A 13200-nucleotide genomic window follows, 5' to 3' on the forward strand; every position below is an offset into this window, starting at 1 on the left:
TTTTTATTTTTTCCCACTGAATCCCTTGCGTTGATAGGATTTGGAACTTTGGTAGATTACCTGCTGAAGAGGCGGATAATTTTTTTTAGATTTTAGAACTATGGTTAAGTTGAGCAGAAACCTAGCCATATGCGGCAAGGGAAAGAAACAACTTTGACTAGAATCTAGTGGGACTTTTCCCGAAGCAACTTACAATTTTGAGGTTATTAACTGAGTGTAGTGTTGGGTCGTGTCTCTTTTTCTGGTCTCAGTGGTTAGAATTGGAATGTTGAACCTAATTTTTTGATCTCAGGTTTTGGCTACTATATCTTGTCCTCGTTGCCGTCAACTTATTGACAGTCAAGCTATCATTTGCGTCCATTGCCGTATAACACTCAAGGCTTATGGACATCCAGGAATTCCTTTACACCAAGCTGTGGAGAATAACTATCTGTGTGAAACCTGTGTTTATGAACAGGATGATAGCTGTAACTTTCCTCAACGACCCTATGCTCAAAATTGTACTCTTTACCAAAGCGTGGAAGAAAGTAAGTCAGAACTGGGACAGCACAAAAATAATAGTCGTTTGAGTGCAAACGTAAAAAGCTGGGTCAAACGTCATCAGGGTCTAGTGCTGGTAATAGCTCTATTATTTTTCTGTTTATTAATTGCTCTGTTAACATCCTAAGTACGGTGCTTGAGCCTCAAATCTTTGTTACTTGAGATATTTCATTAGTAGTTGTCAGCAATACGGGTGGTATTTCTTCATCAAATACAGTTAAGTCGAACCAGAAAGTAGTGCCAACGCCAACTTCACTAACTAAATGAACTTGGCTGTGATGCCTTTCCATGATGTTTCTGACAATCGATAGACCCAAGCCTGTACCTTCAAGGGTATGAACTCGATTTTCCACCCGGAAAAAGCGGTCAAATATTGCTTGTTGGTCTTCTAGGGCAATACCAATACCTGTATCACTAATCTCAAGCCGCACTTGAGCGAGATGATTGTGTTCGTAGGGTGTGCCGTTGGCGTAATTTTCTAATGATGCAGGGTTTCCATGATGATAGGAAAAAGAAGAGTCGGGTTGAGGATTTAGCTGATAGGCGCGGATGACTACCTTACCTCCGGCTGATGTGAATTTTAGGGCGTTACCAATTAAGTTACCAAACACTTGCAGTAATAAATCGTAATTTCCCATTACTAGGGGTAAGTTAGAGTCCAGTTCTTGAACTAGTTCAATTCCTTTATCTTTAGCATTGAGTTGGTAAGTACGTAATGTTTGTTCTAATGCTTGTGCCAAATCAACACCATCAAAGTTGTAGGTGCGACCGGACTCAAGTTTTGATAAATCTAAAACATCATTAACTAGACGGGTAAGTCTGTCAGTTTCATGATTGACAGTTTCAAGGAATTCCTGGCGTTCTTCTATATCTAGGTCTTCACCGTAGTCATGCAGAGTTTCAATATAGGTTTTGATATTAAATAAAGGAGTGCGTAGTTCGTGAGAAATATTGCTGATGAACTGGCTTTTGGCTTCATTGAGTTCAACTTCACGAGTGATATCTTGAACAGTAATAGCGATACCCTTAATACTTTCCCGTTGCAGGTTGAGAACTGTAGTTAAAAGAATGCGGATAGTCCGTTTGGTGGGTTGGTGCAGAGGGATACGGAATTCGGCGCTTTCACATTCACCTGCGGCCATTTCGTACAGGGTGCGGGTAATTTCTATTTGTACGCTTTGTGGTAAGTTATGCAGCACATTCTTACCGACGACATCAACCCCTTCCCAAGCAAAAATTCGCCGTGCTGTGGGGTTGACTAAAATTATTTGCATATTGTTATCAATTAATACTGCACCATCGGCAATGGTGGAAACCAATGTTTCTAACTTGGCTTTTTCGGCTGTTAGTTCCTCAATGTTTTGTTCTTCGTAGCGTTCTAGGCGTTCTGCCATTTCATTAAAACTCAAAATAAGCTCTCCTAATTCCCCTCCCAGCGGTAAATCAATCCGCTGTTGAAAATTACCCGCTGCAATTTGTTTTACCCCTACTAGAAGTTCTTTTATTGGTTTAGTAATAGTTAAAGCGTTAATAACCCCCGCCAAAATCACCATCACCCAAATTGTGATAAAGACGGCAATAGTAACATCACGGGTAAAGTTAGTGGAAATGACTGCTGTTTGGTTGGGGTTGATGCCAATGGCTAACACACCTAAGTATTTTTTATCTGCCATCAGAGGAATAAATACATCGGTGACTATTCCAGATGGGGTAGTATGTTGGCGTACCATAGGCTGGTCATCATCATCAGGATAATCTTCTGGTAATTGGATTTTTCGCTTGATGGTGAGAGAGTTTTCTACTTCTGGTTCCCAAAAAGGAATGCCAAAAAAGATTTTGCCAGTTTCATCAGCATAAAGCATATAACGCACGCTTGATGTGCTGCTGTAGAAACGTTGGGAAAATTGGGCGACTTCGGTAAGATTTTGTTCAGCAATAAGAGGTGCAACGTTAGAGGCTAGTAGTAGTCCCAAGTCACGACCAAAACGGGTGTCATTTAAACGCGCATCTTGCTGAATTGTATTCACTGCCCAAAAAGTTAGTCCACTCATCACTAAGGAAACAACCAAAGTAGCAACAGCTAAGAGTTTAGTCTGGAGGGTGAACTCGTACCACCAATGATTAATCGCATCTCGGATTGTTGTTAAAAAAACTAGCATCTTAAATATATTTATATATGGTTGTTAGTAGTTGTTTGTTTTCTGCCCAACCACTTAAAAATTAACAGTTAATTCCACAAAGGTGTTAGGGAGAAATTGGGAAGATGGGGAGATGGGGTGGTGGGGAGATAGCAAAACTACTAACTGTCTAACTCATAAATCTGTTTTCAGCACTCTATGACCGATATCTCTACGGTAATACATCCCTGAAAATTGAATGTTTTTGATCCCAGCATAAGCTTGAGCGATCGCTTGCTGAAAATCTTCACCCAATCCGGTGACATTTAAAACTCTACCACCGTCTGTCACAATTTGCTCGGTGGTGTTTAACTTCGTGCCAGCATGAAAAACTGTTGCCCCTGTCGCTTCTGCTTCCTCAATACCAGTGATAACTTGGCCTTTTTCATAATCTCCAGGATAACCGCCCGAAGAGGCAACTACAGTAGCGGCAGACCCTGGTTTCCACGCTATAGGTGGCATTTTTTCTAAACGCTGCTGGATGCAAGCCAACATTAAATCTTCTAAGGGTGTTTCTAATAATGGTAAAATCACTTGTGTTTCTGGATCACCAAAGCGACAATTAAATTCTAAAACTTGAAACTCGCCATCTGGTGCAACCATTAAACCAGCGTACAGGATGCCCCGGTAATCAATGCCTCTATTCCTTAAAGCTGTAAGAGTTCTGTCTAAAACTTCTGTTTGCACACGTGCCATCAATTCCGGTGTAGCGATGGGTGTTGGGCTATATGCTCCCATTCCTCCGGTATTTTCTCCTGTATCTCCTTCCCCAATACGCTTATGATCTTGAGCAGGTAACAAAGGACGAATCGTTAATCCATCTGTTAATGCTAAAACAGAAATTTCCTGTCCTAGCAAACATTCTTCAATGACCACAAAATTACCCGCACTGCCAAACTGTCCTTGAAAAATGGCATCAATAGCGGTTTCTGCTTCTTGTATAGTTTGAGCAACCGTCACACCTTTACCAGCAGCCAAGCCATCAGCTTTAACAACTATTGGCGTTTCCTCGGCTCGTACATAAGATTTTGCCGCTGCTGCTTCTGTAAACACGGCTGCTTTAGCTGTGGGAACTCCCGCTTCCTGCATCAAAGCTTTAGCCCAAGCTTTACTGGCTTCAATTTGCGCTCCTGCTTTAACTGGACCAAATACCATCAGTCCTTGATTTTGCAGATAGTCTGTAATGCCATTGGCTAAAGGTACTTCTGGTCCGACTACTACCAAGGAAATGGTATTTTTGAGGGCAAATTGGCTTATGCCTTCAAAGTCATCTACCGCTAAAGGCAAGTTTTGACAACGTTCCATAGTTGCTGTACCGCCATTTCCAGGTACACAAACAACTTGCTCAATTTTGTTGGATTGTAGCAGTTTCCACGCTAGAGCGTGTTCACGTCCCCCATTACCGACAACTAAAACCTTCACTTATTTCCTCGTGCCTTCCTTGTAAAATGCGAATGCCCGTAAAGATACTCGCTGACCAATTTTTTTACTAATTATCCTACTAATCAAGGTTTTATGGTGAGAAAACATGGTAAATAGGGAACAAGAAACGGTAAATAGTTATTTGAAAGTAAAATTAACTACAATAAATCAAAATTATCAAATTTTTGTAAATTTATATGTTTTTTACATAAATTGAAAATGGTTAATTAAACATTTATCACTACACTAGCCTAACTTATTAATAGTTAGGATAACGCTGCTAAAAAAATTCACACAAAGATCAAAAAATAAGGAACATGACTAAAGTTATCGTTACTGGGGCTGCTGGGTTTATAGGTTCTCACCTAGTCGATATTTTATTGCAAAGGGGAGAACAAGTAATTGGGATTGATGAATTTAATGATTACTATGATCCGCTGTTTAAGCGAAAAAATATTGCTACTTTTGAAAAATTAGCAAACTTTACTTTAGTTGAAGGGGATATTCAATTTTTAGATTTGCCAAAACTTTTTCAAGATGTAGAGATAGTTTATCATCAGGCTGCCCAAGCTGGGGTCAGAAATTCCTGGGGTAAAGGTTTTCGGGCTTACACTGAACGTAATATTAACACCACACAAGTTTTGCTAGAAGCTGCTAAAGATGCTGCCAAACTCAAAAGGTTAGTTTTTGCTTCTACGTCTAGTGTATATGGTGATGCGGAAACTTTACCGACTCATGAGGAAATTGCGCCCAAGCCAGTTTCACCCTATGGTATCACCAAATTAGCGGCAGAAAGGTTATGTGGACTGTATCATCAAAATTTTGGTGTGCCTTTTGTTTCATTACGTTATTTTACTGTTTATGGACCAAGACAACGGCCAGATATGGCATTTCATAAGTTTTTTAAAGCTGTTTTAGCAGATGAGGCTATTCCTGTGTATGGTGATGGACAGCAAACGCGAGATTTTACATTTGTTAGTGATACAATTGCTGCTAATTTAGCAGCTGCTACTGTACCGGAAGCGGTAGGGGAAATTTTTAATATTGGTGGTGGTAGTAGGGTGGTTTTGGCACACGTTTTAGATACGATGGCGGAAATTGTTGGTAAGCCGATTAAACGCAACTACATTGAAAAGGCTATGGGAGATGCGCGTCATACTGCGGCTGATGTATCTAAAGCGCAAAAAATTCTCGGTTATCAACCACAGGTTTCTCTGAGGGAAGGTTTGCAACAGGAATGGGAGTGGGTTAAATCTTTGTATTAGACATCTCCGGAAAAGAATGTAGAGACGTTCCCTGGAAAGTCTCTACAAGAGTTCTAGGATACGCGTATTTAATTTCCGGAGATGTCTATTGATAAAAGTTTAAAATGGGCTTTGCTGAGTGATAAAACTTAAATAGACTTATCCAGAGATGAGATATCAGTGATCATCATGTAAGACTGTAATTCTTATTGGTGGATAAGTCTTATTTATCTGCGAAATCATTAACCTTTAAAGTGGGATCATGAGTATAGATAGTGATACTTTAGACTTGGTAACAGGAGGATTGGCGATCGCAATTCTTGTGGGTGGAATGGTGATGATGTTTACAACTATCCTCACCACTAAAAAATAAAAAAAATAAGATAGATCCCCAATTTCTCTCAAGGTTTGGGGATCTAAATCCTATATTTTACCTGTAAAAACCCGTTCTGCTGGACCTGTCATATAAATTCGTTGGTCTGTTTGAGACCATTCAATTTCTAAGAGTCCTCCAGGTAATTCTACTGTGGCTGTGCGATCGCATTTATCATTTAATACTCCAGCAACTAAGGCAGCACAAGCACCAGTACCGCAAGCTAAGGTAATACCTGCACCCCTTTCCCATACCCGCATTTTTAAGTAATTACGGTTGATAATTTCAATAAATTCTGTATTGATTCTTTGGGAGAAAACGGGATGATGTTCAAATTTTGGACCGATGCTTTCTAGGGGAATAGCTGCCACATCTTCAACAAAAGTGATACAGTGAGGATTTCCCATACTGACACAAGTAACATCCCAGCTTGTTTCTGCAACTTCTAGAGGTAAATTGATTACTTTGCTGTCAGCAGGTGCAAGGGTAGTAGGAATTTCCTGTGCTAGTAACCGGGGTAAACCCATATCTACTTTCACTTGACCATCATCTGTAAGTTGAGGCGTAATCACACCAGCTAAGGTATGAATGTGATAATAGTCTTTAGTGCGGGCTATTCCTTCTAAATCAGTTAAAAAAGCTGCTAAACAACGAATCCCGTTACCACACATTTCTGGTTCTGAACCATCAGAATTAAAAATTCTCATGGTGTAGTCAGTACCATTTTGACCTGGAAGTGCGAAAATTACACCATCAGCACCAATGCCAAAATGGCGATCGCACCATTTCACCGCTTGTTGTGGTGTAATTACTGGTGTCAATGAAGAACGGTTATCAATAAGGATGAAATCATTTCCTAAACCGTGATACTTAGTAAATTCTATTGCCATTTTCCCCTAGATGAATTATTAAAGATACATTACTGGTGATTTAAACATTGTCCAACATGATTGGTGGTTGGGAATAATTGGTAATGGGTAATTCAATTTGGGATTTGGGATTTTGGTTTGTCTTTAATTTCACTCCCATCTAAAATCTTCTTTCCCAGTCCCTAGTCCCCAGTAAAGAGTCCCCAGTCCCCTTACATACATCCTTACCAAAAATGGCAGCAACTGAATTTGATACAACCCTACCTAGTATTAGACAAATACAAAATTGGATCAAACAAAAAGCCGCAGTCGAATTTAAACTGATGACTGGTGACTTAATCACAGGTAAGGTTTTTTGGCAAGATGGCAATTGTGTATGTATTTTAGACGGTAACAACGAGCAAATTATCGTTTATAAACTTGCGATCGCCTATATGAAACTTCGCCATGAAGCCGCTTGATCCAAAAACTATTTCGACTATTCCCGCCAATTATCTGCTCTTAGAAACTATTCAACGGTTTCTGTTGTTTCATCTCTGATGATGGGAACTACCAGAGGAAAACCGCAAGCAGCTGTAAACACTTGTTGGAGTTGATTCAGGCTTGGTAAGCTACCGCACAGCAGCACTTGATCACCTGTTTTTAACTCCATGTTGCCATGAGGAGAACGGATAAATTTGCCATCTCGCCGAATAGCCTGTACTTTGACCCCATACTGGTCATCACTGGCTAAATTTGCCAAAGTTTTACCCATAATAGGACAGTTAGCTTGGAGATTTAACCACTGACAAGCATTTGTTTCTCCTGGAGCAGCAGCATTACCTTTTGCAAACTCCGCTAAAGCGGCTAATTCTTCTGTTGCACCCACAACTAACAAGCGATCGCCAATCTCTAGTTTAATTTGACTGTTGGGATAATCAATCTCTTTCCCATCAGCACGACGAATAGCCATCAAACTCACCCCGATGAGATAGCGCATATCCGCTTCTTCCAAGGTCATACCAATTAATGGGGAATTAGAGGGTAAGTCATACCAACGACGATTTAAATCGCGGGTTACTTGCTCTAAATGTTGGGAAACCTCAGCAGCAGAACGTTCAGGACGCAAATCTAAATAATGGTCTTTGCGAATTTCCTGCATTTTCTGTTGTACCACCTCTGGCAATAATCCCGCATCTGTCAGTAAATAGGCAGCCATTTCCAGACTAGCTTCAAATTCGGGTTGCACTACTTCCCTTGCACCCAATTGGTAAAGCAACTCAATATTTTTATCTTGGGTAGCGCGGACAACCAAATCTAATTCCGGGGATAATTCCAAAGCGCGTTTTAAGCATAGACGAATACTAGCAGGATCTGGAAGTGCGATCGCCATCCCCTTAGCATGATTCACTCCCGCAGTTTCCAAGACATGAAAACTCACCCCATTACCATAAACATAAGGTATACCTGCTTCTCGTAACTGCTGAATCCGACTTTCTGACTGATCAATCACCACCACAGGTAAATCGTTTTGCTGTAACAAGCGCACCAAATTCTTGCCAATGCGACCATACCCACAAACCACAATATGGTCTTTTCGAGGTAAATCTTCCGCGAAATCACGCGCTTGTTCTTCCACCAAATAAGGTTTTAACCAAGGCATTGACTCGGCAAAATCAAATAAAAATGGTACTAACCGCAATACAAAGGGAGTCAGCATCAAAGTCACGGCGGTAGTTCCCAAAATTAATAGATATACTCGGCGGGAAACCAAGCCCAAAGCCTGACCTTCACTGGCTAAAACAAAGGAAAACTCTCCAATTTGTGCTAATCCTAACCCAACAATCAAAGCTGTTTTCAAAGGATAGCGGAATAACTTCACCAGGGGAGTGATAATTAAAAACTTGCCTAAAAAAACCAAAGCCACCAAACCGAGAATCAATTCCAGGTTATTCCACAAAAACACCGGATCAATTAACATTCCAATGGCAGCAAAAAATAAACTAGCGAAGATATCCCGCAAAGGTTCAACAATAGTCAGGGTTTCGTCAGCATATTCCACCTCCGAAATCATCAACCCCGCCACAAACGCCCCCATCTCGATAGAAAGACCTAAATATTCAGTTAATAGGGCAATACATAAACATAAGGTCACCACCCCCAACAAAAATAACTCCCGGCTTTCCGTGCTTGCCAAGAGTCGCAACAAGGGCGGAATTAACCAAATACCTGCTACCACAGCACCCGCAGCAAATAAACCAATGCGTACCAAAGCCGTCAGCACTGCTATCCCAATGACTTCTCCTGGTTCATGCAAAGCAGGTAATACAGCCAGCATTAATCCCAGGGCTAAATCCTGAACTACCAAAATACCTAGCATCACTTGGCCGTGAGGTGTTTCTGTCTCGTTGCGTTCCATCAAACATTTGAGAACAACCGCAGTGGAAGACAAAGAAAGAATACAACCTAAAAATACGCCTTTAGCTGGTAAAGCCCCCCAAGCACCAGTTAACCCACACACGACAACAGTGATGAGAATGGTGAGCAGAATTTGTAGTCCTCCACCGCCTAAAGCTATAGCCTTCACCTTTTTCAGTTCTGCTAGGGAAAATTCCACACCCAAAGCGAATAGCAAAAAGGCTACCCCAAACTGTGCTAAGGTTTCTACCTGGACAACTTCTTTAATTAATCCCAGTCCCGCAGGACCGACAATCATACCGCCAATTAGATATCCTAGCAAGACAGGTTGTTTGAGGAGGGAGGCCAACAATCCGCCACAAGCAGCAACAGCAAAAACCGAAACCAAATCGACAATTAAGCGAAAATCTTCTTGCACCAGTTTTAATAAGAAATATAAAGACCTTTATTAGTTCAGCATACAAAGTTTTCTCTCTTTCAGGGGAGAGATAGAAATACAAGGGAAAAAAATTTTAGCCTCAAAGCCGCAAATAAAACGAAGTCCCACGTCTCACCTGCTGGTAAGCGTGGGATAAATTTTTGTTTTGGGTGATGACCGATAATTCCTTGATGGTACAAGCCCCCAGATTTATCCGTGAGGTCAATCCAAAATCCAAAATCTAAAATCGGACGACGATTTGACCTCTAAACCAGCTTTAAATCAGGATACTCAGCAAACAAATCATCAGTAGTCAAAGTATCACCTTCAGCTTGGGGAGTCCACAAAACTTCAAGTGCTAAAAGTTGTTCACCAGGAAGACTACCAATTTGCCGCAAAGCTTGACGTAAATCATCGGCGTTGTTCATTGGGGGAATCTCCCATTTACCCAAGGTTGCAGCTAATAAGGTGACAATAATATATTCTCCTGGTCCTTCACTAATCAGACGGGTAGGGTTATCCACATCACCTGGTAATTCTTGAACCAAAACAGATTTTAGCTGGTTGTTGACATTAGAAAGGGTTTCTTCGCTAAATTTGCTGCGTTCAGCTAGTGACAAGCGGTTAAATTGAGATTCTGCGGAGTTTAACTTGGCTTGTTGCGTACCACCACCAGCATATACCCAATATTCAGGATGACGCAGTAAAGCTAGACTGGCTTCTTGTAAGATTTCTGCTTTTCCTGCTGGGGTGTTGGTATCAGCTTTTTCAGCTATTTGGTTGAGTTCTGTTTGTAAACCTCTAGCTTGTGCTAATAAACCAACTTGTAACCGGGTTACGGAAACTGTGGGGTTGCTGTTGTAAGCTATTTCTTCAGTGTCTCCACTGCTGACACGGCGGAAGGTTTGGACTAAAAAGTTAGCGATCGCCAAGAAGATCAAAATTGTAAATACACTACCAAAACCTCCCCCAATACCCCAAAAAGGAATCAGGAACGGAAAGCCAAAACCACCACCAGGATAATATCCCCCACCGCCACGAGGCGCATAGGTGCGTGGTGCATAAGTTCGGCTAGAAGGCATTCTAAAAGAACCCCCACCGATACGTCCACCAGAACGTGCGGCTAAAGCACCATCAGCATTACCTAAAGCTAACGCCAGCACCAAACCCAAGACACAGGAAATTTTGAACAGGGGTTTCAGGATTTGTTGTATTTTTTTACGCATAATCAATTGGGGAAAAACAGTATTTTTAAGATTGTTCTCCCACTGCTAGGAATTAGAACAGGTGGGACACAATAGCCACAATCACATCAAGGAAGAGATTGTCAGCCATATATTTAATCTACCGCTTATTCTCTCAGCTTGGCAGTGAATAGAGGGGTGATTCCTTGGTTGATAACCGTACTGTAAAACATCCTAGCAATAGGAAAACTTGGGAATCAATTAATTATTCCCTTCTCAGGGTCATACCATATTCATTAGCAATAATTTTAACAGAATACTGACAAACTTTTAGTCAAATTATTTCTAATCTGGACTATTTTTTTCCGGATAGGAAAAGAATATTCAGCACATATTGGCAAGGGGGTTTAAGTAATCAGTTATCATTTATCAGCCATCAGTTAAAAGTTTTATGACTTGATTTACAGTCTTCGTAATTGATACCTTATAAAAGGATTCCTGGTACTAGTTTTGTAGTAAAGTTAACACAAATAATAATGGTGGCAATTATCTTAACTTAAAATTCTTAGAAGTATAGAAAAATCATTCTTTTGGTCTAAAACCTATGATATAAAGTATCAAATATCAAATTTTATCTGGCATTTTGGCATGAATTTTAGCGAAATTCAAGCTAATTTATTAATATCAGCTAGACTTAGTAATTTATCCAGCATTCTCTCAATAATTATCTGGACTATACAGTGATACAATCTAGCTTCGTTTCGTCATTATGAACAATCCTCATTGGGTAATAAATTGGCAGAAAAATCAATTTTTGACTTAGATATTACCAATTTTTGAAACCAAATTTGGGGTAGTGAATATTTGAGAATTTTCAAGATGTTAAATTGATAAGGCATTTTCATCCTGATAATAATTGGATTTTGAGATGAAACTTACCCTATCATCTAAGCAAGTATTGTATTGTTTCTTTGATTGAACAGAATTGAATATAAACAATCAAAAAATAGGTTAAAGATTTGAAGTTTATTTATCAACTTGAATCATGGAACATATTTCACAACTAGGGACACAGATTAGGGAGAAAACTGCTTATCCAGATATCCTAGTTATCTCCCATACATTTCAGCCCCAAGAAGCTGTAATTGGAGAATATGTCTATAATCGTTGTTTGCAAGATCCAGATAGAGTGATTGTAATGGCTGCTGGCTGCTGTGGAGATAAAATATTTGATCAAGCACAACAGTTTCCAGTTTACCGTTGGCCTAACTTTTGTCCTGGAAGAGATTTCTTTTTTGGAAAATTTTTCAGCAAAATATTCAAGCCTTTTTTCAATATTGTTTTTTCTTTATTACTTGCTATCAAACTATATTTTCGCTACCATTATCGCTACATTGAATGGTGTCATGGTTACGATTTTCCTGCCCTATTATTACTCAGTTATATCTTACCTATTCGCTTTTTTATCTACCTCCACGGTAATGATTTAGCTGATATTTCTCGTCATTTTTTATGGCGATCGCTATTTAAATTTACCCTCAAACGAGCCGAAGGAATTGTTTGTAACAGTTCCTCTATTAGAGAAAATTTAAGAACTACTTTTCGGTTAGATACTCCTACTCATGTAATTAATCCAGTAGTTAGACCAGAAAAATTTGGTACTTCCAGTAGTCTCAGTCATCTGGATGATTTACGTGTTCGCTTACGTCAGACTTACAATATTTCCGAAACTGCAATTGTCATTCTTTCTGTTGGTAGATTAGTTAAACATAAAAACTTTGACCAAGTAATAGATAATATCCCTTTATTATTAACTGTTGGTGTCGATGTTCATTACATAATTTGCGGACAGGGACTTTATGAACAAAAGCTAAAATTGCAAGCCCAACGTTTGCGAGTAGAAAAAAGAGTGCATTTTGCTGGCCATGTCCCTGAACGGGAATTAGCCGATTATTATGCAGCTTGTGACATTTTTGCGATGCTGACTTTGGAGGAAGACAAAACCAACAGTATAGACAATTTGGAAATGGTTCACCTAGAAGCAGAATACTTTGGTAAACCTGTGATTGCCTCTCGCTTAGGGAGTATTTTAGATGCAATCCATCATGAAGAAAACGGTTTGTTGGTAAATCCCGATTCTGGTTATGAAGTTTTACAAGCTTTCAAACGTTTGTGTCAAAATAAACAGCTACGGGAAAAACTCGGTCGTCAAGGACAAGAACTAGCCAAACGCAAAACCTATCACCGTTGGTTATATAATCCCGAATCTCGTTATTCTTGTTTGTTAAATTAGGGGACTGGGGATTGGGGACTGGGGAAAAATGACAACTAATAACTGATTAACCTCCACCGACGATGGTAACAACTTCCAAGCGATCGCCATTTGCGATTTTAGTTTCTGACCAAAATTGACGGTGTAAAATTTCACCATTATATTCCACCGCCACCAACCGGGGATTAAAACCCAACTGCTGAAGTAATTCCGGTAAAGGCGTTTGGGATAAACAATTGTGAGTTTCCCCATTAACTTGTAAAGTGATTTGATCAGACATAATCGTAATTCGTAATTCGTAATT

General features: G+C 39.9%; 10 protein-coding genes. 4 read left to right on the plus strand and 6 right to left on the minus strand.

Annotation, left to right across the window (positions count from 1 at the left end; genetic code table 11):
- Nucleotides 1-295 precede the first annotated feature (295 nt).
- Nucleotides 296-667, plus strand: a complete 372-nt coding sequence (locus tag VB694_RS20475; RefSeq protein ID WP_323362178.1) for a hypothetical protein — start codon at nucleotides 296-298, stop codon at nucleotides 665-667.
- Nucleotides 668-683: 16 nt separating this feature from the next.
- Here the strand turns inward: VB694_RS20475 and nblS are convergent, their stop codons facing one another.
- A complete protein-coding gene (nblS, locus tag VB694_RS20480) occupies nucleotides 684-2699 on the minus strand; it encodes a two-component system sensor histidine kinase NblS (RefSeq protein ID WP_323362179.1) in 2016 nt (671 codons plus the stop codon).
- 153 nt (nucleotides 2700-2852) lie between these two features.
- Nucleotides 2853-4139, minus strand: a complete 1287-nt coding sequence (gene purD / locus VB694_RS20485) for a phosphoribosylamine--glycine ligase (protein ID WP_323362180.1) — start codon at nucleotides 4137-4139, stop codon at nucleotides 2853-2855.
- 317 nt (nucleotides 4140-4456) lie between these two features.
- Between purD and VB694_RS20490 the strand changes: the two genes are divergently transcribed.
- Complete coding sequence (locus VB694_RS20490) at nucleotides 4457-5404, plus strand: NAD-dependent epimerase/dehydratase family protein (protein WP_323362181.1); 948 nt, start codon at nucleotides 4457-4459, stop codon at nucleotides 5402-5404.
- A gap of 402 nt (nucleotides 5405-5806) precedes the next feature.
- On the opposite strand, the gene dapF is transcribed toward VB694_RS20490, so the two are convergent.
- Nucleotides 5807-6646, minus strand: coding sequence for a diaminopimelate epimerase (gene dapF, locus VB694_RS20495; RefSeq protein ID WP_323362182.1), 840 nt, complete (start codon nucleotides 6644-6646; stop codon nucleotides 5807-5809).
- 212 nt (nucleotides 6647-6858) lie between these two features.
- Here dapF and VB694_RS20500 point away from each other — a divergent pair, with 212 nt between their 5' ends.
- A complete protein-coding gene (locus tag VB694_RS20500) occupies nucleotides 6859-7086 on the plus strand; it encodes an Hfq-related RNA-binding protein (RefSeq protein ID WP_323362183.1) in 228 nt (75 codons plus the stop codon).
- 47 nt (nucleotides 7087-7133) lie between these two features.
- Here VB694_RS20500 and VB694_RS20505 read toward each other — a convergent pair whose 3' ends face one another.
- On the minus strand, nucleotides 7134-9440 hold the full coding sequence (locus VB694_RS20505; RefSeq protein ID WP_323362184.1) for a cation:proton antiporter: 2307 nt from the start codon (nucleotides 9438-9440) through the stop codon (nucleotides 7134-7136).
- Between the two features lie 266 nt (nucleotides 9441-9706).
- Nucleotides 9707-10666 carry a DUF1517 domain-containing protein gene (locus VB694_RS20510; protein ID WP_323362185.1) on the minus strand — a complete coding sequence of 320 codons (960 nt, stop codon included), beginning with the start codon at nucleotides 10664-10666 and terminating at the stop codon, nucleotides 9707-9709.
- A 1003-nt stretch (nucleotides 10667-11669) separates the two neighbouring features.
- Here VB694_RS20510 and VB694_RS20515 point away from each other — a divergent pair.
- Nucleotides 11670-12917 carry a glycosyltransferase family 4 protein gene (locus tag VB694_RS20515; protein ID WP_323362186.1) on the plus strand — a complete coding sequence of 416 codons (1248 nt, stop codon included), beginning with the start codon at nucleotides 11670-11672 and terminating at the stop codon, nucleotides 12915-12917.
- Nucleotides 12918-12963: 46 nt separating this feature from the next.
- On the opposite strand, the gene thiS is transcribed toward VB694_RS20515, so the two are convergent.
- The gene (thiS, locus tag VB694_RS20520) at nucleotides 12964-13176 is read right to left on the minus strand and encodes a sulfur carrier protein ThiS (RefSeq protein WP_323362187.1); all 213 of its coding nucleotides are present in this window, start codon (nucleotides 13174-13176) and stop codon (nucleotides 12964-12966) included.
- Nucleotides 13177-13200 lie beyond the last annotated feature (24 nt).

The organism is Anabaena sp. UHCC 0451, assembly GCF_034931405.1.
Taxonomy (GTDB): Bacteria; Cyanobacteriota; Cyanobacteriia; order Cyanobacteriales; family Nostocaceae; genus RDYJ01.